Here is a 20,996-nt window from a genome sequence, read left to right on the forward strand (position 1 = left end):
CGCGACCGCCATCCAATATATCCGGGGCTCACGTAGCGCTCTGACCCGCTGTCGGATTTCCAGTACTGCGGACTTGAGATCCTGCGGATCCGCGGCATATACAACTGGCAGAGTCACGCCCCAACCTTAAGGCAGGACTCGTAGCCGGCACTTTGAGCGGTGTCGACCCCGCCGTAGCGTGCTGGCAGCAGCGCGTCGAGCGCCAGCTCTCCGCGCGCCCACCGCGCGTACGGAGCGTCAGCGGGCAGTGCGATGGCGGGCTCGTCGAGGCCGGCGGCGGCCGCGACGCTCAGGTCGGCGATCGCATCGTGAACGGAAACTGGGAGTGGGTTCGTCCGATGGGGCCTCGGTTGCTCGTTGGCGAAGTACGGCTGGAGCATGGCATGCGTCGGCATTGGCCAGACCGGCTTCATCCCGGTCGCGCTGGCCTGCAGCACGAGCCGCCGCCGCAGCTGCGGCACACCGTACGCCTCCGCGTGCAGCACCCGGATGTCGACGTCGTATCCAAGCGAGGCTAGCCTTTCAGTCAACTCGTCGAGGAACGCCTTGCCACGCCAGCGCAGTGCGAGCACGTTCTCGAAGAGCACGCGTTCGGGCCGCAACTGCCGCACCGCCTCGAGGAAGCTGAGGACCAACAGGTTGCGCGGATCGTCAACCCGACATGGCCCAGCCGTGGAGAAGCCTTGGCACGGGGGGCCACCGGCAAGCAGGCCCAGCGAACGCCCTGCGAGTCGGCTGCGAACGGTCGTCACCACATCCTCCACATGCTCGGGCAGCGACAGGTCGCGTTCCAAGACCCTATGGCTCGGCCCGTGACAGCCGGCTAGCGTACGGCATGCGTCGCGGTTGTTATCGACGCTGGCGATGACCTCGTGCCCCGCCCAGTCGAGGCCCAAGCCGAGGCCACCGGCCCCGGCGAATAGGTCAACGGCGGTGCCCGACTCGATCACCTGGCCAATCTGATAGGCCAGCACCGGAGGTACTGCATTGCCGACCTGCATGCACCGCTGTCGAAGAGTGCCGTGGAATCGGATCCGGTCGGGGAAGCCCTGCAGTCGCGCCGCCTCGCGGACAGTGAGTAGGCGCGGCAGCTCAGGATGGATGAACGAGCCGTTACCTGGCCGAGTGAGGTAGGTGGAGATGGTGTATGACGGGCGCTGCCAGGTGAGCCGCCCGTAGTAGGTGCTGCGGCTGCCCTCGCCCCGCGTAAACGCTTCCCGGATCTGCCGTACTCGGGCGGACGGGAAGTCCTCGGGTAGGTCCTTCCAGTTGCCGCCGGGCGGCACGTGCCGCAGGACCTCTTCGTCCAGGCTGCTTAGCTTGCCGGAGACGTGGTCGTAGACGACGTGCTTGTTCATGCCCCCAGCCTCAGATCGATGTCGGCGCGGCCGGTTACGGCCACATTCGCCCCCACAAGCGATGACAACGACACCTTCTGAACATGCGGGGTTCCAGCTTCGGTGAGTGCCCGTACTAGTTCCAGGCAACCCGGGCCATCGACCACAAAGCCAGAAGTGAAACGGCCAGTATGTAGCAGCCCAGGCGCGTCAACCACGCTGTCTAATGGCACCAGGCCGATTGTCCGCTGGCCCCACGGCCTGGTGCCGACGGCGAGGCTCGGACCATGTGTGCTCCGGTCCAACACAGTCGCAAGCAGGGCGGTCGCCCACGACCCGTACCCCAGCGGGTCCTCGCGAAGCAGCCGACGCGCCGCTGCGGTGTCGGCTGGCAAACCGCTAACCGCCACATCGATCTGCGGTGCCTCTGCCCGGATCCTGGCCAGCGTGAGCGTGCCGGCAAGCATGCTCATGTCCATCACCCGCCACTGGCGACCCAGCCGTTCGGCCGCCAAGGCGGTGGTGCCGGTGCCGCCGTACGGGTCCAGGACGAGGTCGCCAGGCCGGCTGCTGGAGGCCACAATCCGCTCGAGGAGAGCCAGCGGCTTCTGCGTGTCATAACCGGTCCGCTCGGCGGAATGCGCGGATAGAGGTGCTACATCGCTCCAGATATCCTGCAGACGTACACCAGGGCTGTCCTCCACGTAACGCTTAAGGCGAGGCACCCCATTGCGGCTGTAAACCAGCCGACCTTCCGCCTCAAGGCGCTCCATCTCAGGCTTTACCCAGGCCCAGTGCCGCCCGGCCGGCGGATACTGACCCTTCCACTCGTAATGGGCCAGCGTACCCAGCCGTTCGCCCGGCCCGGTACAGGTGATCGCCTGGTAACGACCACGTTCGTCGGACTGCCGAAAATAGGTTTCAATGTACTCAGGAGTGTACGGCGAATACTGTTGATTCCAGGTGTAGTTACTTGTCTTGCTATAGAAAAGGATCGTGTCGTGGATCGGACCGTACCGGCGCGAGCCGCTGTGGGCATGGGTGCGGCGCCACACGATCTCGTTGCGAAAGTTTTGAGGGCCGAACACGGCATCGAGAATTATCTTGAGGTAATGACTCGCCGCAGGATCGACGTGCACGTAAAGGCTGCCCTGCTCCGACAATAGCCGATGCACCTGACCCAGCCGTGCAGCGAGGCCGACCAGATAGGCGGCGAGTGGCGTGCGCCCCAGCTGACCCAAAAGCGCTCTGGTCATCGAAGCGCCGCCGGGATTCAGGTGCTCGCCAAGGGAGGCCAGCAACTCAGTGCTTGCGTCACTCCAAGACCAGATGTCGGCGAATGCATCTGAAGTCGTGCTCGCCTTGCTCACGCGAGTCTGGTAGATCCGGCCACTGTTGAACGGCGGATCCATATAGACCAACCCGGCCGAGCCCGAGTCGAGACGAGCCAGGGCCTCCAGGTTGTCACCTATTGTGATGGAGCGGATACCAGGTGAGGAGCGCTGAGCTTCGTTGCCGGTCATGCCGAGGAGACTATAGCGCCTTAGGCGTTCAGCCGTGCACCATGCCCTGAATCGCCGTGGTCCTGCTGCGGGGGGAAGGCGTCCGGCACTACCAAGCCGGGCTGTCAACGCTTTGGCGTCGGGCGCGGCTGGTCCCGTAAGCTGGGTGTGGGCGGCCGTGAACGACAGGCTGGAGGAGCGATCCGTGCGACCGAAACCGCCGCAGGCGAGTTCGGCTGCGGCGCGGAGAGTGATGCAGGGCAACCGAGGGCGTGACACTCGCCTCGAGCTGGCGACCCAACGCGCGTCGCACCGGCGCGGTGGCCTCCGAATACAGGATCGACGTCCAGCCGCTGTCGAACGTTCGCCGGCGCGCTGACCAGGTCTTTCCTCGGGCGTAGATGACTGTATTCGTCGATGGCTGCCCTGGCCCGCCGGCGGCTCCTGCTGCCGGCGGGGCCGGACGTGAGGTGGTGTCGTGTGCTGGTTGCGATTTGGTCAGCATCTCCACGACGAGCAGCAGCGCGACCGCCGGCCAGGCAGCGACGATGCGTGCCCTAGGGCTTGGCGTGGCGGCGATATTCGCCGCCACGCTGGCTGCTACCCCGGCCACGAATGCCGTCTGGGGCCGAACAGCGCACCCTCCGGCCGGCGCGCTTGTCCTCGATCATGGCCGCCGACGCGATGATGAGCATTCCGTTGACCGACAGCGGCAGTACGTAGGCAACTTCTGGACGCCACCGAAGCGCAACGCCACGGCGACCATGTGGCTCCAGGACGACCAGGCAGCGGAACGTGTCAAGGGATTGAGGCCAGCGGGAGTTAAGCGGCCTGTCGTTCCGGTTCGGGTTTGTTGATCCAGACCTGGTTGGGCAGGTCGAGGATCTTGGGTAGGGGTCGGGTGGTGCCGAATCGTTCCGGGTGCGCCGCCCGCGCGGTGGCGAGGGTGTCCTGGCGGTTGGCGCGGACGGCGTGGTGGCGGCCGTGGTGGACGTCTGCGGGGGTGTGCAACCCGATCCCGGAGTGCCGGTGGGCGTGGTTGTACCAGGTCACGAACTCGGCCATGAACGCCCGTGCCTGGGCCAGGGACGCGAATCGGTGCGGGAAGACCGGCGCGTACTTCAACGTCTTGAACCAGGCCTCGCTGTACGGGTTGTCGTTGGAGGTCTTCGGCCGGGAGTGCGAGCGGGTCACCTGGAGGTCTTCGAGGAGGTCAGCGACCGACTTCGAGGTCATCGAGGTGCCCCGGTCGGCGTGCACGACGTGCGGGACACCGTGGGCGCCGAACACTTCGCGCATCATCGACTCGGCGAGCGGACCGGACTCGCGGGCGTGCACGCGGACCCCGACGATGTACCGGGAGTAGATGTCGATCATTACGTAGGTGTCGTAGTAGACGCCCTTGACCGGTCCGGCGAGTTTCGTGATGTCCCAGGTGTAGACCTGCCCCGGCCGGTCGGCGATCAGCTCGGGACGCTGCCTGGCTGGGTGCCGGGCCTACCGGCGACGCTCGCGAACCTGCTTGTTCTCGCGTAGGAGCCGGTACATGGTGGCGATCGAGCCCACGTAGACGCCCTGGTCCAGCAGCACCGCGTAGATCTGAGCCGGGGCGGCGTCGACGAACTCCGAGCTGTTCAACAGCCGCAGCACCTGCCCGCGCTCGCTCGGGGTGAGCGCGTTCGCAGGCGTCCGCCGAGCCGGCCGCGATGGTGTCGGCCGGCGCCGGTCCCGCTCCGCGCTGGACCGGGCGATCCCGGTCATCGCCGCCGCGGCCCGGGTCGTGGTGCCGGTGCTGGTCAACTCCCGGTACGCGGCCATCAGCGCTTGCCGAGCCCGAACACGTCCGGACCGTCCGGATCGCTCCTGGAGATGTCCTCCAAGAGCTCTCGTGCTTTCCCATGATCGTCAACGCCGTCTCGGTCCGCGCCAGCTTCGCCTGCGCCTGCGCCAGTTCCCGCCGCAGCCGGGCGATCTCCGCCTGCTCCGCCGACGGCCTCCCGACCGTCTCACCGGCCGGCTTGCCCTGCAACAGGCCGGCGTCACGGGCCCGGCGCCACTCCGACATCAACGACGAGTACAAGCCCTCCCGCCGCAGGAACGCTCCGCCCTCACCAGCCGCGACGGCCTGCTCGTAACCGGCGAGGAGTTCCAGCTTCTGCCCCGGGGTGAACGACCGGCGGGCACGCGGCCCTTCCGAACGCGGGCCCTTCTTGCGACTCATGACCCCATCCTGGGCCGTCACAACGTCTACAGCAGCATTCAACGCTTCTCGATCCTGAACTCGCCCTGTCCGGCGGACTTGCTATGAACCGCTGGCCTCAACTCACCCTGACAGACAGGGCAGCGATCCCGGCCGTCGCCATCGTGCTCACGTCCTGGGCGATCCGCGTGGGTGTCACGGGATCACCCCCGGACCGAGCCGTTGCTCGATGGCCCGGACCTCGGCGGGGTCCACGGCTGGGCGTCCGCCGATGTCCAGCCGTGTCTGGACATCGATCCATCGCCGCCAGCGTTGGACGACTTCGTTGACGTCGAGGCCGGTCGCCTCGGTGATGTCCGTCAGGTCCGCAGCCGCCCGCAAACGCGGCGTGGATCGTCGAGCAAGCCCACCGGGAACTACCGCAGCGGACAGCGCGAACTCCGCCAAGACGTCATTGCGACCGGCCGCCGTCGTTGGAGCGAGAGCATGGTCATGAAGATCGAAAAGGAGTTAGAAAGGGTTGATCTCTTCGGCATCGGCGAACCGCGTCGGCGGTTCGACCGGTTGAGTCAGGCTCTTCAGGCGCCGCCCGAGGTCCGTGAGCTAAGGGATGTCTCGTAACTCGGTGATGGCGTTGCCGGTCAACGGTGTCGGTGTCATCCGAGCAGGATGATGTTGTGGAGGTGGGCGATGCCGGAAGCGGTGTCGGTCAATGTGCTGGCGGCGCGTCGGTAGTCCCGGAGGATCTTGAAGGTCTTCATGCGGGCCAGGGCGTGTTCGACCTGCGCCCGGATCGTGCGGTGGTGCTTGTTCAGGTCCTTCTTCCAGTCGGGTAGTTCGGTGCCGTCGGTGGGTTTGCGGTACGGGATGATCACCTCGGGGTTGCCGCGGTAGGCGCCGTCGGCCATGACGGGCCGTCCGGCCAGTTTCTGGTCGATGCCGGAGGTGCGGTAGGCGATGGTGTCGTTACGGTTGCCCGGCTGCGGGTCACCCAACGCGACGACCAGGCGGGTGTGGGCGTCGATGGCGACCTGCAGGTTCGTCGAGTAGCGGTAGTTCTTGCTCGGGGCGGCCAGCCGGTGGTCCCGGGTCGGGACCAGGGTGCCGTCGACGATGGCGATCTGTTCGATCCGGCGTCGGCGGACCGGGGCCAGGGCGAGCAGGGGGCCGAGGGTGTCGATGACCCGGTGGGCGGCGGAGTGCGACACCCCGAACAGCGGGCCGATCTGCCGCATGGTCAGGTTCGTGCGCCAGTAGGCGGCGACCAGCAGCACCCGGGCGGCGAGGTCGAGGGACCACTGCCGGCCCGGCCGCCCGTCGGCGATGGCGTCCCCGCCACGTTCGGCGACCAGCCTGACCAGCCTGCGGAACTGGGCGGGCTGCAGCCCGGTGAACGGGAAGATCCACTCCGGGCGAGCCGCCGTGATCACCTGCACCAGAACATGATCCACCATGGACCCACCGCCGAGTTACGAGACATCCCTTAGGCAAACTCAGCGGTAGCGGGCCGCTGGCGATGGTGGCCGATTGGTTCGTATGGTGGCGCCTCCGGCCCACCGTTGAGCTGGGAGAACATCCCGCCGTCACCTCATGTCGCAGCCCTTCGCGCGAGCATTGTCGGGTTTCTGGGCTTTGTTGTACGGGCGGCGGCGAGCACTCGCCCGGTTGGTGGCCACGGGGGCACGCGGTGCGCCGCCGCCAGCCTGGGCGGGCCTGGTGCTGCCAAAGGCCGTACATGCGCGTTGGGTATTCGAGGATCGCAGGTGGCATCCGGTCGCTTGATCGAGGACAGGGACCGCGCTCGACCACCGGGCCTCAATGTCGCCCCTGTCGACGTCGCGTTCGATCGTGCCGCAGCGGGCTGCGGGCGATGCAGACGCGGTAGGAAGTCCGGCAGCTTCGTCAGCGAGACCGGTGCCCGTACTCCCTGGGCCGTGGCGCCGGTCGCCGACGATGGCGGGGGTGGCCTCTCTCGGTCGGAACCGGGCGTCGTCTCGCCATGCCGGCGAGAAGCCGGGCTGGGTAGCTCGATAGAGGGTGTGCGCTGCCGGCCACGGCCGGCAGCGCACACGTAACGCAATCGCTGCAACTGCGTTAAGTAGTCGACAGCTTTCAGAACGTTATTGAGTTCATCAGCAGATCCATGATATGTGCCCCAGTGGAAGTGACCCACTTGTACCAAAATGATGAATACACTAGGACTGTCTCCGTATCGGGCATGTGCAGAGTGAAGCTAGGTGCTAACTCCGAGTGAAGTACCGATAACTCGGTGGCGAGGCCTGCAATGGCCAGCGCTGCCAGCATTGCTTGGATCATGAGGGGGGACGTTATCGCCTCGGGGGCGGTAAGTCGATCTGTCGGAAGGTGGGCGGCCGTCTGTCCGAAATGATCGCAAAGCGTCGTTTGCGTGCTATGCCGTATTTCTTGGTTCGTGCGATTCTGTTGGGAAATGGATAAAATCTGCTGCTTTGTGGTGCTTGTCGAAGGCTCGGAGCTGTTGACTGAATGCGTTAGGCTGATCGAAACCTAAAACGCCAAACGTCTATGTGAATCCTGATTCGGGGGGCGCGTGTGGAGGATCAGGTAGTCCTTGCTGTCGCCACGGCGCTGTCGACCAAGGGGGCGGAGGCGCTCGCGGCCGGTGCCCGCAGTGCGATCGGCTCGCTGTTCCAACTGGTCCGTGCCCGGTTCGGGGCGGGAACGCAGGAATCGGCTGTTCTTGAAGCCGCGATCGAGCACCCACAGGAGCGTTGGCGGCAGGCCGCTCTCGCCTCGGCGTTGGCTGACGTGATGGCTCGGGACCCCGACTTCGCCACTGCCCTCGACGAAGAGTGGCGCAGGTTGTCGAGGGCAGGCGTCGTCGCTGTTCAGGGTCAGGTGGTGAACCACTTCAGCGGGACGGCTGAGAGGGTCGTTCAGGCGCGTGACGTGCAGGGAGACATCATCTTCTAGGGCCTTCCGGAATGGGGCGTGCGGCGAGGTGTATGGGGGCGCGGCGATTGGGGACAGATTTCCGCGGGGCCGGGGACAAGATGCCGTTCGCCGCGTCGAACGAGCAGTCGGGTTATGTGTCCGGGTCGAGCATCCAGGCTGGCGTAATTCACGGCGGTGTGCATTTCAACGGCGTTCCCGCTGATCGTTATCCAATTCCCCGGCAACTGCCCGCCCCGTCGCCGAACTTTTCCGCCCGGCTGAGTGAGTTGTCAGCACTGGACAGCCTTCTCGCTGAGGGCGGAAACAGCGTCGCGGTGCTGTGCGGGCCCGGCGGCGTGGGTAAGTCGGCGCTGGCGAGACAATGGGCCCACGGCAGGCGGAACCAATTCGTGGATGGTCAGCTCTATGCCGATTTGCGGGGTTTCAGCGGCGACCGGCCGCTGGACCCAGGGGTCGCGCTGGTGGCCTTCCTCCGGGCCCTCGGGGTGGCGCCGGACCGCATCCCTGTGGATCTCGCCGAGCAGGTCGCCCTCTATCGAACGGTGACCGCGAACAGGTCCCTGTTGGTGCTGCTCGACGACGCGTTCTCGGCAGGCCAGGTCAGGCACCTGCTGCCGGCCTCGACGTCCACGGCGGTGGTGGTGACCAGCCGGCGTCGGTTGACCGGTTTGTTGCCCGACGGGGCCCGCCTGTTCGACGTGGGTCCGTTGCCGACCACGCAGGCGGTGGAGTTGCTGGGGCGGGCGGTGGGCCCCGAGCGGATCCTGCGGGAGTCCGGGCCGGCCGAGGAACTGGCGGCGATCTGCGGCGGGTTGCCCATCGCGCTCGTCGTGGCGGCGGGCCGGCTGGCCTCCCGTCCCAAGCTGACACTCCGACGGATGGTCGCGGAGCTGGCCGACGAGGCGCAGCGGCTGGCCCGGCTCTCGACGGTGGACGGTGTGTCGGTCAGGACGACGTTCCAGTTCTCGTACCAGGCGCTGACGCCGGAGGCGTCGGTGCTGTACCGGAGGCTGGCCCTGCACCCGGGGGCGGAGTTCGGGGTGGATCTGGTCGCGGCGGTGGCCGGCGCGGGGCCCGGCGACGCGGCCCGGGTGGCTGCGTTGGTGGGCGAGCTGCTGGACGCGAGCCTGCTGGACGAGGTGTCCGAGGACCGCTTCCGGTATCACGACCTCCTTCGGCTCTGCGCCCGCGAGGTGGCGGAGCAGCACGACCCGGAGGCCGACCGGCAGGCGGTGGTGCGCACGATGCTGGAGTTCTACCTCGCCGCCGCCCGCCGGGCGGACCTGGTGGTGACTCCCTACCGGCGGCGGCTGCCGTACGCCTTCCTGCGACCCCTGGACGGGCCACCCGAGTTCGCCGACCGCGCCGCCGCCCTCGCCTGGCTGGATCGGGAGCGGGGCAACCTCATGGAGGCGGGCCGGGTCGCCCTCGGCCTGGGGCACCACGAGCTGGCCTGGCAGCTCAGCGACGTGATGTGGCCCCTGCTGCTCTACGTGAAGAACTACCGGGACCGGCTGGAGATCGACGAGCGCGGCGTGCAGGCGGCCCGGGCCTGGGGGAACGTGTGGGCCGAGGCGGACATGCTCAAGCGGCTGGCCCGGGCCTGCAGCCGGGTCGGCGCCTACGAGGCGGCCGAGCAGCACGGGCGGGCGGCGGTCGACCGGTACCGCCAGGCGGGCGACGCCCAGGGGGTCGTCGACGCCGAGGAGGGCCTGGCCACCCTCTACGCCGACACCGGCCGTGCAGAACAGGCGGCGGAGGCGTACGCCCGGGTGCTCGCCGGGCGGCGGGCGCTGCCGGACGTACGGAGCGTGGGCCTGTCCTGCCTCAACCTGGGCATGCTGCTGACCACGACCGGTCGACCCGCCGACGCGCTACCGCTGTTGGTGGAGGCCGGGGAGATCTTCGCCGGGCTGTCCGAGGTCGACCCGTACAACGCCGCGCGGGTGCTGTCCGGGCTGGCCGGCGCCCACCTCGGGCTCGGTGATCTGGCCGCCGCAGAGAGCTGTGCCGCCGAGGCGGTGCGCCGGATGGCCGACCTCGGGTCGGACAGCGAGCGGGCAGAGGCGGTGGTGCTGCTCGGCCGCATCGCCCGGCGGCGCGGCGACGACGAGGCCGCACGGCAGCACTACCGGGAGGCCGCCGACGTCTTCACCCGGCTCGGCTCTCCCCGGCTGCCCGACGTGCTCCGCCTGGTCGACGAGGCGGGCGGCGGCGCGGGCGAGCCGTAGCGCGTTCGGTGCGGTCCGTCGGTGGTGGAGGGTTCCGGCGACCCAGCGGGTGTGCAGCAGCCCGGCCGTCGCGGCGAGCAGTCCGACGGTCAGCAGGCCGGGCGGGGTCACCTGGCCGAGCTCCAGCGGCGGGCCGTTACGTACGCCGACGGTGACGTCGCCTGCCGGGGTGCCGACGACGGCGAGCGCGATCCCGGGGCAGGCCGTGAGCAGGCTCGCGCCGACCCGGGCCGGATCGCCGCCGGTAATGGTCACCACGACGTCGGCGAGCCGAGCCGCGCGGGGCGGTGGGCCACCCGGCAGCAGCGCGACGACGACGGGCTCGGCGGCGGCGCTCATGCCCGGCCGTCCAGCGGCACCGGCATCGGCACCGGGGAAGTCTGCCGGTGCCGGCCCGGCTCGGCAAGCTGGAGCAGCCGGTACATGGTGCGCCGCAACAGCACGCCGGCTTCCCCCGGCCGGGCGGTCAGGGCGGCCATCACCGCCTGCGGGTCGACCGTCGCGGCCAGGGCGAGCTGGGGTGGCAGCGGCCGGTGCGGGTCCAGGTGGGTCGCGTTGGCGGCGAGCAGGTGCTGGGCCGTGCCGGCGGCGGGCATCGACCGGGGGGCGGGCAGCAGCAGGGTCGGGCGTCCGATGGCGGCGGCGTAGGCGGTGACGGAGCCGTGGTCGCCGATGACATGGTCGGCGGCGACCACCGGGCCGCGCCAGTCGACGGTCGGATCGGGCAGCAGCAGCCCGCCGTCGCGGCAGTCCCGGAGCCAGGCGCGGATCTGGCGGTGCCCGTGTGCGTCCCACACCGCCGGGTGCAGCAGCGCGGCGATCCGGTACCGCTGCGCCGGGAGCTGCGTCATCAGCTGCGGAAGAAGGTCGGGCCAGCGGCCGAAGACGCCGTCCCGGCCCCAGGTGGAGGAGACCACGACGAGTTCCTGCTGCTCGTCCAGCCCCATCTCCCGTCGGTAGTCCGGGCGTCGGGGGAGGCTGGCGACGAGCCGGTCGACGCAGGGGTCGCCGACGACCACCGCGGCCTCGACCGCCTCGGGGCACTGCCGGCGCAGCACCTCCAGCTCGCCGTCATGGGAGAGGGCGAGGGCCGTCGGGAGCACTCGCCCGCCGTGGGTCAGTCGCTGGGCGTCGAGCCCGTACACGGGCGGTTCCGCGAGCACCGGTCCGCCGTACGACGCTGGTCGCACCCGCTTGCTGTGCCCCGCCCCGTGGGCCATCAGCAGCAGGGGCGCGTGCAACTGGTGCAGCCCGCCGTAGGCGGCGGCGAGGCCGAGGTCGAACCGCTCCCGGACGGCCTGGTGCCAGGGCAGCACGAGCGCGCCGAGCCGGTCGAGGAACCGCCTCACGTGCGGGTTGAAGACGTCCGGCGCCACCGTGAAGACCAGCTGGACCCGGGGGTCGCTCTCGACGTACTCGATCACGTCCAGCAGCCGCTGGCAGCTCGTGATGGTGTGGGCGACGACGAGCACCGTACGGCAGCCCGACCGGCTCACCCAACGGCTGGCGTCGATGCCGATCGGGCTGGCCGACCATTCCAATGACGTCATTTTGCGTCCCTTCCGGCGTGCTGTGTGGATGGGAATCAGCGTCGAGTGGGCGGCTGCGGATCACCTTGCCGGTCGCCTTGCAGTGGGCTTGCAGGGCGCTGGGAAGTGGAATGTCCGATCTTGGACTCTGCGGAGAAATGTTTGTGACTATCGGTCTGTCGGATCAAGAATAAATAGGTGAACGTCGATCAAGATCTAGTGGGGGCGAGAGCTGATGGAGTTCACGATTCTGGGTCCCACCGAACTCACGGTCGGGGGGCGGACGATCCCGCTGGGAGCGGCGAAGCAGCGCGGCCTGCTCGCTGTCCTGCTCTACCACGCCGGTGATCCCGTGCGGGTCGAGACGATCGTGGAGTTCCTGTGGCAGGATTCCGCCGTCCATGCCCGCCGACCGCTGCTCTACACGCTGGCCAGCAGGTTGCGGTCGGCCCTGCGGCTGGTCGGCCTCCAGGATGCCCTGGTGCGGGTGCCCGGCGCCGGCGCCTACCGGCTGGCGGTGGATCCGGAGCTGGTCGATTACCACCGGTTCCTGCGATTGACCGCCGAGGCGCGGCAGGCAATTGACCGGCATCATCATGATCGGGGAATTGATCTGCTCACCGGGGCAATCGATCTGTGGCGGGATGATCCGCTCGCCGAGCTGCGCGGCGCGCGTGGTGAACACCTCCGGCGGGATATGCGGGAGAAGCAATTCAGGGCGGAGAAACTTCTGGCGGAGAGTGAGTTGGCCATCGGCCGACACGAGCGGGTGTTGACCCGACTCGAACCGTTGCTGATCGAGAACCAGCTCGACGAGGGGCTGGCCCGATTGTGGGCCACCGCACTGCACGCGGCCGGTCGTACCCACGATGCGCGGGATTTTGTCGCCGCCTACCGGCGACGCTATCGCCGAGCGATGCGAACTGATCCGGTGCTGGACCTGGCGGCTCTCCAACCCGGCGTGCCGGCGAGGAGCCAACTCGCCGGCACGGACGGAACCGTGCCGATGCCCCGGCAGCTGCCGCACGACGTACCCGATTACACCGGGCACACCGCACTGCTCGACGAGCTGGACGCTCTCGCCGCCGGCGACGGCATCGCGAAGGTGGTCGTGCTGACCGGGATGCCGGGGGTGGGCAAGACGACCCTCGCCGGGCACTGGGGGCATCGCCGGCAGAGCTGGTTCCCGGACGGGCAGCTCTACCTGAACGCGGAGGCACACGGACCGGCCCCGCCGGTCCGCCCGCAGGAGGCGCTGCACCGCTTCCTCGTCGCCCTCGGTGTCCCGGCCGACCGGGTGCCCGCCGACGCGGAACGACGCCTCGAGCTGTACCACCGGCTGATGAGCGGGCGGCGGATGCTCGTCGTGCTCGACAACGTCGTCGACTCCGACCACGCGCGGCAGCTCCTGCCCCGCGCCGACACCGGTTTCACGGTCGTGATCAGTCGCAACCGGCTCCCTGGGCTGAGTGTCCGGCACGGCATCCGCAGCCTCACCGTCACGCCGTTGTCGTACCTCGAACGACAGCGCATGCTCGGCCGGATCGTAGGAGGGAGACGCGCCGGCGCGGAGCCCGCGGCGCTGGAGACGCTGGCCCGACTGTCGGACGGCCTGCCGCTCGCGCTGCGGGTCATCGGCGAGCACGTGGGTTCCCGGCCAGATGCGCGGCTCGGCGACCTGGCCGACGAACTGGCCGGTCGACTGCTCGACATCGAGGGCGACGACACCGACGAGATGACCCTGCGGACCGTCTTCGCCTGGTCGGTCAACGCGCTCGACCCGCTGCCCGCCCGGCTCTTCCTGGCGCTCGGCCTCTTTCCGGGCAGCACCATCGGGGCCGAGGCCGCCGCCGCGATGCTGGCGGTGGACGTCGCCGGAGCCGAGCGGGCCCTCGACCGGCTCGCCCGCGCCCACCTGGTCGACCACGACACCGTCCGCCGCTACCGGATGCACGACCTGTTGCGCCAGTACGCCGCCGACCGGGCCGGAGAGGACGTGCCACCCGAGCAGCGCCGCGCGGCGCTCCGTCGGCTGTTGGACTGGTACCTGCACACGGCCGTCAACGCCGTCGGTCTGCTGGCGCCGGGCCGACCGGCCGTTCCCGACCTGCCCGAGCCGGGCGGGGTGACGCCGATGACGTTCGCCTCCGACTGTGCCGCCCTGCGCTGGTGCGAGGTGGAACGGACCAACCTGCTCGCCATGGTCCGTCGCGCGGCTGCCGAAGGCTTGCACCGGCACGCCTGGCAGATCGTCGACACCGTCCACGAGGTCTTCGACCGGTCCGGCGACCAGGAAGACACGCGGGAGATGTTGCGGATCGCCCTCGACACCGCGACTGCCGACGGTCATGACCTGGGCCGGGCCGGCACCCTCGTCAACCTCGGCGCGAGCTACTTCACCACCCACGACTACCACCGCGCCGGCCGCCTCTTCACCGAGGCCCTGCGCCTCGCCCGGGAGAACGGGTGCGCCGAGCTGCAGCGGGCCTGTCGGCACAACCTCGCCTCCGTACAACTGCGCACCGGGGCGACCCTCGCCGCCATCGACAGCTTCCACGAGGTGCTGACCGACTGCCGCGCGGTCGGGGAGGTCCCCGGGGAGGCGTACGCCCTCCATAACCTAGGCGATGCGCACCATCGGCTCGGGCTCCGCGACGAGGCGCGCGCGTTCTACCGACAGGCTCTTGTCGTCTGGGACCGGATCGGCTCGCTGCGTGGACGAAGCCTCACCCACGTCGGGCTCGCCGAACTCAGCCTCGACGCGGGCCAGCCTGAGGTCGCCCTTGCCCAGGGCCGCGTCGCACTCGGCCTGCACGACCGGGTCACCGACGACACCATCCGGTGCGACGCCCTCACCATCTCGGCCGAGGCCCAATTGCGCCTCGGCCGGCACCGCGATGCGCTGGCCGACGCCGCCCTGGCCCGGGCCGTCGGCGACGAACTGGCCGACCCGCTGCGGCAGGCGCGCGCCCTGGTCGTGTCGGCGGAGGCCCTCAGCGCGGTCGGCGACCACGACGGCGCCCTCGTCCGGGGCCGGGAAGCCCTCGGTCTCCTCGGCGACACGGACCACCCGCAGCGGCAGGTCGTGCGGGACCGACTCGCCACTTACCACGACCACTCGCAACGGAGGGAGGAACGGTCGGCGTGAGCCCCCCCCGGCAGCCCGGATGCCGTCGATCGAGCGCTTCGACCCGGCCCGGCGACGTCCGGGCCGGGGAGCTACGCCGGCGGCAGCGACTGCCGTACCGGTCGCCCGTTCACCCGCCCGCCGGCGCGGAACCGGTCGGGTGGGGTCGGGAAGGCTCGGGGAACACCGCGGGCGTGCCGGTCACCGGATCGGGCACGATCCGGCAGCGCAGCCCGAACACGTCGGCGACGAGGTCCGGGGTGAGCACCGTCGCCGGGTGGCCGGTCTCGGCGACGTGGCCGCCGCGCAGCACCACCAGGTCGGTGGCGTAGCGGGCCGCCTGGTTGAGGTCGTGCAGGACGGCGACCACGGTCCGGCCGCCGGCGTGCAGGTCGGCGAGCAGGTCGAGGACCTCGTACTGGTGGGCGATGTCGAGGTAGGTGGTCGGTTCGTCGAGCAGCAGGATCGGGGTGTCCTGCGCCAGCAGCATGGCCAGCCAGGCGCGTTGCCGCTGACCACCGGAGAGTTCCGCGAGGATCCGGTCGCCGAACCCGGTGGTCCCGGTGACGTCCAGCGCCGAGCTGACCGCCTGTTCGTCCTGCGCCGTCCAGCGACTCAGCGGCGATCGGTGCGGATGCCGTCCGCGTAGCACCAGATCGGTGACGGTCATCCCGGCCGGTGCCTCGATGCCCTGGGGGAGCAGCCCCACGGTGCGGGCGTACTGCCGCCGGCTGTAGCCGCGGACGTCGCGGCCGAGGACGGCGACGCGGCCCTCGGTCGGCCGCAACACGCGGGCGACGGTGCGCAACAGGGTGGACTTGCCGCATCCGTTCGGTCCGATGAAGACGGTGAAGCTTCCCTCGGCGACCCGCAGGGAGACGTCGCGGCAGACGGTTCGGCGGTCGTAGCCGACGGTGACCGAGTCCAGCTCGATCGCGGGCGGGGCGGTCATGGTTGCCTCCGGGGCGGCGGGTGCGGTGTGAGACGGGGGACGGCTCACCTGGGCCTCCCCCGCCAGGTCCAGGCCAGGACGAGAGCGAGGTAGCCGCCGCCGAGGACGCCGGTGACCGCGCCGACGGGCAGTTGTTGCCCGGGGACGAGTCGTTGGGCCAGCTGGTCGGCGGCGAGCAGCAGGGCGGCGCCGAGCGCCGCGCTCGTGGTCACCAGGGGGGCGGCGACCCGGGTGAGCCGGCGGGCCAGGTGGGGGGCGGCCAGTGCGACGAAGCCGACCGGCCCGGCGCCGGCGACACCGACGGCGGTGAGCGCGACCGCCAGGGCCGTCGCGGTGAGGCGTTGCCGGCGTACGGGTACGCCGAGGCTCAGTGCCTTGTCCCCGCCGTTCTCGATGAGCCGCAGCCCCCGGGCCGCCAGCACGGAGAGCGGCAGCAGCGCGGCGAGCGCGCCGAGCAGCAGCGGCAGGTGGTGACCGCTGCCGTTGAGGCTGCCGACGAGCCAGACGGCGGCGTTCTGCGCGTCGGTCACCTCGGCGCGGGTCAGCAGGTACGCGTTGACGGAGGTGAGCAGGGCGGACAGGCCGATCCCGACGAGGATGAGGCGCTGCCCGGTCCCGCCGAGCAGCAGCGCCGCCGTGGCGACGGCGGCGCCGCCGAGCACCGCGCCCACCGCCGGGGTGAGCCGGGTGTCGTGCAGGACCAGCAGGACGACGAGCGCGCCGGTGGCTGCGCCGACGGTGAAGCCGACGATGTCGGGGCTGCCGAGGGGGTTTCGGCTGGCGCTCTGGAAGAGGGCGCCGGCCGCGCCGAGGGCCGCCCCGACGGCGAGGGCGGTGCCGATCCGGGGCAGCCGCAGCTCGAACAGGACGAACCGCAGGCCGGGGTCGCCGCCGCCGGTCAGCACCGGCCACAGTTCGTGCAGCGGAGTGGCGTACCGGCCGCTGGCCAGGGCGGCGACGGCCAGGCCGGCGCTGAGCGCGAGCACGACGACGCAGGCGAGGGTGGCGCGGCGGGTCTGCCGACGGAGCGTGCGTCGGCCCGGACCGCTGGTGGGGGCGGTGGTCATGGTCGGGGGATCCTCCGGGCACGGACCAGGGCGATGAACACGGGGGCGCCGATGGCGCCCATGACGATCGCGACCTCGATCTCTCCGGGGCGGGCCAGGAGCCGGCCGAGCACGTCGGCGGTGATCAGCAGGATCGGGCCGAGCAGGCCGCTGTAGGCGACGACCCACCCGAGCCGGGGGCCGCAGATCGCGCGGGCGGCATGGGGGACGGCGAGTCCGAGGAAGCCGATGGGGCCGGCCACGGCGGTCGCGCCGCCGCAGAGCAGGGTGGTGGCGACCAACGCGAGCAGCCGGGTGCGGCCGGGGTTGACGCCGAGGGCGGTGCCGCCGTCGTCGCCGAAGCGCAGCACGTCCAGCGGCCGGATCACGGCCACGGTGACGACCAGGCCGGCGACCAGCGCGGGGGCGGCCGTGAGCAGGGCGGACAGCGGCTGGTCTGCGAGGCTGCCGACGGCCCAGAACCGGTACCGGTCGAACGCGGTCTGGTCCAGCAGGGTGACTCCGGCGACGGCGCCGGTCAGGCAGGCGCCGACGGCCGCGCCGGCCAGGACCAGCCGGCCGTCCTCGGCCGTACCCGGGCCCCGGGTGCCGCCGATGACGGTGACCAGGCCGGCGGCGACGCCCGCGCCGAGCAGGGCGAGCAGGAGGTGACCGCGTTGGCCGGCCACCCCGGCGAGGATCCCGGCCACCACGGCGGCGGCGGCACCGGCGTTGACGCCCAGCAGCCCGGGGTCGGCGAGGGGGTTGCGGGTCAGCGCCTGCATGAGGACGCCGGCCAGCGCCAGGGCCGCTCCGACGCAGATCGCGATCGCCGTACGGGGTAGCCGGACCTCCCAGACGATCAGGCCCGCCTGGCTGTCGCCGTGGGCGACGAGTTCCCGCAGCACGGTGCCGGGCGTCAGGGGCAGGGCGCCGACGACGAGGCTGGCCGCGATCGATGCCAGCAGGGCGACGGCACAGGCGAGCAGCCCGGCGGCGAGGAGGTGGGGGCGGCGTAAGCCGGTGGGGGTGGCGACCGACACTGTGACTCACTTCATGGTGGAACGTTCCATCTCTGGCTAAGGTAAACCTACCCTAAGCCCCATGGGAATCTCGTTTCGCCGCCCCTCAGAGGATCGAATGCCATGTCACACACCCGCCCACGCCGGCTGAGCACACTCCTGACCGCCGCCGCACTGTTGCTCGTCACGCTGGTGGCCGGCGGTTGCGCCGCAAGCGAGGCGGGCCCGGCCGACACGGCGTCCGGATCGTCCAGCGCCGCGTTCCCCACGACGCTCACCCACGCCTTCGGCACGACCACCATCGCCGCCAAGCCCGAGCGGATCGTGGTGGTGGGCCTCAAGGAGCAGGACTACTTCCTCGCCCTCGGCGAGGTGCCCGTCGCGATCCGCGACTGGTACGGCAACATGCCGAACGCGACCTGGCCGTGGGCCCGGGAGCGGCTCGGCGAGGCCAGGCCGGAGGTGCTGGCCCGCGCCGAGCTCGACTACGAGAAGATCGCCGCGCTGCGCCCCGACGTCATCGTCGGGCTCTCCTCCGGCATGTCCCGCCAGGAGTACGACCTGCTCGCGAAGATCGCCCCCACCGTCGCCCAGCCGGCGGGGGACGGCAGTTGGGCGGTGACGTGGCAGCAGATGACCAGGGCCGCCGGGCAGATCACCGGCCGCAGCGCCGAAGCCGAGACGCTCGTCGCCGACCTGGAGAAGCGGATCGCCTCCGTCGCCGGGGCGCAGCCCCGCCTCAAGGGCGCCCGCACCGTGTTCGCCTCCACGTACGAAGGCCAGTACTACCTGTTCAGCCCCGAGACCACCGCCTCGAAGGTCCTGCTCGACCTCGGCCTGACCATGTCACCCGAGGTCACCACGCTCACCGACAACGCCAACCAGTCCGCCACCATCAGCCGCGAACGGTTCGACCTGACGGACGTGGACGTCGCCGTCTGGTCCGAGGCGGCCACCGACCCCGGCGTGGCCACCCTGCTCGGCGACCCGCTCTACACCCGGCTCGACGTGCACACCCAACGCCGCGAGGTCTTCCTCGGCACCGAGGCCAACGGCGCGCTGGCGTTCTCCTCCGTGCTGAGCCTCCCGTACGTGCTGGACAAGATCGTCCCCGCGCTCGCCGCCGCTGCCGACGGCGACCCCGCCACCGACTCGGAGTACAGCGCGAAATGACCGACACGCTCACCCGGCCCGGCTTCTGGACCGCCACCGTGCACGAGACCCGGCGACTGACCCCGCACCTGCAGCGGGTCGTCCTCGGCGGCCCCGACCTGGCCCGCTTCCCCGCCCTGGGCGTGCCGGACGAGTCGGTGACGCTCTACTTCCCCCGCCCCGGCGAGCCGGCCCCGCCACCGATGACCCTGCGCGGCGAGGTGTGGGGCTACCACGACGAGCCGCACCCGCCCACCGGCCGCAACTACTCCGTCCGGGACTTCGATCCGGTCGGAGCGCGGCTGACCGTCGACTTCGCCCTGCACGACCACGGCCCCGCCACGTCCTGGGCGCGGCGGGCCGAAACCGGCACCGGTCTCCTGCTGTGGCGCTGTCGCGCCTGGTTCCGCCCACCTGCGGACACCCGGTGGCTCGTGCTCGCCGCCGACCTGGCCGGGCTGCCGGCTGCCACCCGCATCGTCGCGGAACGGACGCCCGGCGTCCCGGTGCGGGTGCTGGTGGACCTGCCGGACACGGCCGACGCCCGGGACCTGTTCGCCGCCGCCGGCGACGATCCCGCGGTGCAGATCGACGTACGGGTCGGGGTGGGCAACGGCCACGGCCCGGGTAGCCTCGTCGACCGGCTGCGGGAGACGACCCTGCCGGACGGTCCCGGCTACGTCTGGGTCGCGGGGGAGGCCGGCGAGTGCCGCCAGGCCCGGTCCGTGCTGCGTACCGTGCACCACCTGCCCCGCGACCGCGCCGTCTGCGTGGGCTACTGGCGCACCGACGCGGCCGACTGGGAACACCGCTACGCCCGCTTCCGTCCCCTCCTCGACCAGGTCTACCAGGACGCCCTCGCGGCCGGGCTCAACCCGGTGGAGGCCGGTGACCGGATGGAGGAGGCACTGGAACGGATGACCCGGTGACCGGCTCCGACCCCCGGGTGGAGTCCCGCCACCACAGGTGGACCGGGTGCTCGTAGACCCCACCCGGGCCGCCACCGATCAGCTCGTCGAGCAGGTCGGCGCAGCGGCGCCCGGCGTCCAACGGCGACAGGTCGAGCGCGGTGATCGGCGGTTGTCCCAGCCGCAGGGCGCTCGACTCGGTGGCGCTCGCCAGCAGGACGTCCCGCCCGACCCGGCGGCCGAGCCGGTGCAGCACCTGCACGGCCAGCGGAGCGGTGTCCACCGAGGCGCACACCAGGGCGTCCACCCCCGGCTGGGCGAGCACCTGTGCGACCGCCCGGGACACCTCCGCCGGCGAGGGTACCCACGGATGCTGCGCCACCACGGTGGCGACGCCGTGCCGGGCGCACCAGTCGCGGTATCCCGCCGCGAGCTGGGCCGCCCAGTCGCCGGTCTCCGGTGGCACCACCAGGGCGGGACGCCGGGCACCGGCGGCGGCCATCCGGTCCAGCAGCCCGGTGAGCGCCCGGTGGTGGTCCGCCCAGAGCACCACCTCCGGACGCATGCCGTCCGGGGGCCGTTCGAAGCACACGACCGGCATGCCGCCCTGCATCAGGACCGCCACGAACTCGTCGTCCTGGTGGGGGTCGGCCACGATCACCCCGTCGAGCGCCCGCGGCGACCGGTGCTCGGAGGCGGTCAGGATGGTGACGTCCCGGTCGCGGGCGGCAGCGCGCTCCATGATGCCGAAGACGAACCGCATGTAGAACTCCGAAGTGGACGGCACGCCGGGAACGTAGACCCCGATGATGCCGGTGCGGCCACCCCGCAACTGCCGGGCCGCGCGGTTGGGGACGTAACCCAGTTCCGCCATCGCCGCGCGGACCCGCTCCCGGGTCGCCTCGGAGACCCGGCCGGAACGCGACAGCACATTGGAAACCGTGGACTTGCCGACTCCCGCCCGGCGCGCGACGTCGTGCAGCGTGACCGGACGGGGCATCAGCCCAGTCTAGGGAACCGGGCACCGGCCGGGACACGGCACCACCACACCCCCCA

The 20,996-nt window shown here is 70.8% G+C and carries 14 protein-coding genes and 1 pseudogene; 5 read left to right on the top strand and 10 right to left on the bottom strand.

What is annotated here, in order from left to right; translation table 11 throughout:
• Positions 1-113: 113 nt before the first annotated feature.
• The 5 genes and pseudogenes from TK50_RS02860 to TK50_RS02880 all read right to left on the bottom strand — a co-directional run bounded on the left by TK50_RS02860 (position 114) and on the right by TK50_RS02880 (position 6,475).
• Positions 114-1,358, bottom strand: a complete 1,245-nt coding sequence (locus TK50_RS02860) for a DNA cytosine methyltransferase (protein WP_052503582.1) — start codon at positions 1,356-1,358, stop codon at positions 114-116.
• A complete protein-coding gene (locus TK50_RS02865; protein ID WP_052503583.1) occupies positions 1,355-2,860 on the bottom strand; it encodes a site-specific DNA-methyltransferase in 1,506 nt (501 codons plus the stop codon). Before TK50_RS02865 ends, TK50_RS02860 begins: the two co-directional genes overlap by 4 nt.
• 801 nt (positions 2,861-3,661) lie before the next feature.
• Positions 3,662-5,060: pseudogene (locus TK50_RS02870) on the bottom strand (IS3 family transposase).
• 174 nt (positions 5,061-5,234) lie between these two features.
• On the bottom strand, positions 5,235-5,486 hold the full coding sequence (locus TK50_RS02875) for a hypothetical protein (protein ID WP_241773908.1): 252 nt from the start codon (positions 5,484-5,486) through the stop codon (positions 5,235-5,237).
• A gap of 209 nt (positions 5,487-5,695) precedes the next feature.
• On the bottom strand, positions 5,696-6,475 hold the full coding sequence (locus TK50_RS02880; RefSeq protein WP_082106137.1) for a transposase family protein: 780 nt from the start codon (positions 6,473-6,475) through the stop codon (positions 5,696-5,698).
• Between the two features lie 1,135 nt (positions 6,476-7,610).
• Between TK50_RS02880 and TK50_RS02885 the strand changes: the two genes are divergently transcribed.
• Positions 7,611-7,991 (top strand): hypothetical protein, encoded by a 381-nt coding sequence (locus tag TK50_RS02885; RefSeq protein ID WP_052503584.1) that lies wholly within the window; start codon positions 7,611-7,613, stop codon positions 7,989-7,991.
• Between the two features lie 443 nt (positions 7,992-8,434).
• Positions 8,435-10,204, top strand: coding sequence for a tetratricopeptide repeat protein (locus TK50_RS02890; protein WP_158499150.1), 1,770 nt, complete (start codon positions 8,435-8,437; stop codon positions 10,202-10,204).
• A 335-nt stretch (positions 10,205-10,539) separates the two neighbouring features.
• Here TK50_RS02890 and TK50_RS02895 read toward each other — a convergent pair whose 3' ends face one another.
• Complete coding sequence (locus TK50_RS02895; RefSeq protein WP_043961275.1) at positions 10,540-11,754, bottom strand: hypothetical protein; 1,215 nt, start codon at positions 11,752-11,754, stop codon at positions 10,540-10,542.
• Positions 11,755-11,968: 214 nt separating this feature from the next.
• On the opposite strand from TK50_RS02895, the gene TK50_RS31955 reads away from it, so the two are divergent.
• Positions 11,969-14,881 carry an AfsR/SARP family transcriptional regulator gene (locus TK50_RS31955; RefSeq protein ID WP_082106139.1) on the top strand — a complete coding sequence of 971 codons (2,913 nt, stop codon included), beginning with the start codon at positions 11,969-11,971 and terminating at the stop codon, positions 14,879-14,881.
• Positions 14,882-14,990: 109 nt separating this feature from the next.
• On the opposite strand, the gene TK50_RS02910 is transcribed toward TK50_RS31955, so the two are convergent.
• From TK50_RS02910 to TK50_RS02920, 3 genes are read right to left on the bottom strand one after another with little or no spacing between them, the layout of a single operon-like run.
• A complete protein-coding gene (locus TK50_RS02910; protein WP_043961277.1) occupies positions 14,991-15,812 on the bottom strand; it encodes an ABC transporter ATP-binding protein in 822 nt (273 codons plus the stop codon).
• A 44-nt stretch (positions 15,813-15,856) separates the two neighbouring features.
• Positions 15,857-16,879, bottom strand: a complete 1,023-nt coding sequence (locus TK50_RS02915) for a FecCD family ABC transporter permease (protein ID WP_043961278.1) — start codon at positions 16,877-16,879, stop codon at positions 15,857-15,859.
• The gene (locus tag TK50_RS02920) at positions 16,876-17,901 is read right to left on the bottom strand and encodes a FecCD family ABC transporter permease (protein ID WP_043961279.1); all 1,026 of its coding nucleotides are present in this window, start codon (positions 17,899-17,901) and stop codon (positions 16,876-16,878) included. The genes TK50_RS02915 and TK50_RS02920 overlap by 4 nt, the downstream gene beginning before the upstream one ends.
• Positions 17,902-18,003: 102 nt before the next feature.
• Here TK50_RS02920 and TK50_RS02925 point away from each other — a divergent pair, with 102 nt between their 5' ends.
• Both TK50_RS02925 and TK50_RS02930 read left to right on the top strand, forming a co-directional pair.
• Positions 18,004-19,053 (top strand): iron-siderophore ABC transporter substrate-binding protein, encoded by a 1,050-nt coding sequence (locus tag TK50_RS02925; protein ID WP_043961280.1) that lies wholly within the window; start codon positions 18,004-18,006, stop codon positions 19,051-19,053.
• A complete protein-coding gene (locus TK50_RS02930; protein ID WP_043961281.1) occupies positions 19,050-19,961 on the top strand; it encodes a siderophore-interacting protein in 912 nt (303 codons plus the stop codon). Before TK50_RS02925 ends, TK50_RS02930 begins: the two co-directional genes overlap by 4 nt.
• Here TK50_RS02930 and TK50_RS02935 read toward each other — a convergent pair.
• Positions 19,903-20,940 carry a LacI family DNA-binding transcriptional regulator gene (locus TK50_RS02935; protein WP_082106140.1) on the bottom strand — a complete coding sequence of 346 codons (1,038 nt, stop codon included), beginning with the start codon at positions 20,938-20,940 and terminating at the stop codon, positions 19,903-19,905. The two genes, TK50_RS02930 and TK50_RS02935, sit on opposite strands and share 59 nt — an antisense overlap.
• Positions 20,941-20,996 lie beyond the last annotated feature (56 nt).

The organism is Micromonospora haikouensis (assembly GCF_000876225.1).
Lineage (GTDB): Bacteria > Actinomycetota > Actinomycetes > Mycobacteriales > Micromonosporaceae > Micromonospora > Micromonospora haikouensis.

Coding starts and splice junctions, on each gene's coding strand:
- TK50_RS02860 (WP_052503582.1), bottom strand. CDS start 1,358: ATGAACAAGCACGTCGTCTACGACCACGTCTCCGGCAAGCTAAGCAGC.
- TK50_RS02865 (WP_052503583.1), bottom strand. CDS start 2,860: ATGACCGGCAACGAAGCTCAGCGCTCCTCACCTGGTATCCGCTCCATC.
- TK50_RS02895 (WP_043961275.1), bottom strand. CDS start 11,754: ATGACGTCATTGGAATGGTCGGCCAGCCCGATCGGCATCGACGCCAGC.
- TK50_RS31955 (WP_082106139.1), top strand. CDS start 11,969: ATGGAGTTCACGATTCTGGGTCCCACCGAACTCACGGTCGGGGGGCGG.
- TK50_RS02910 (WP_043961277.1), bottom strand. CDS start 15,812: ATGACCGCCCCGCCCGCGATCGAGCTGGACTCGGTCACCGTCGGCTAC.
- TK50_RS02915 (WP_043961278.1), bottom strand. CDS start 16,879: ATGACCACCGCCCCCACCAGCGGTCCGGGCCGACGCACGCTCCGTCGG.
- TK50_RS02925 (WP_043961280.1), top strand. CDS start 18,004: ATGTCACACACCCGCCCACGCCGGCTGAGCACACTCCTGACCGCCGCC.
- TK50_RS02930 (WP_043961281.1), top strand. CDS start 19,050: ATGACCGACACGCTCACCCGGCCCGGCTTCTGGACCGCCACCGTGCAC.
- TK50_RS02935 (WP_082106140.1), bottom strand. CDS start 20,940: ATGCCCCGTCCGGTCACGCTGCACGACGTCGCGCGCCGGGCGGGAGTC.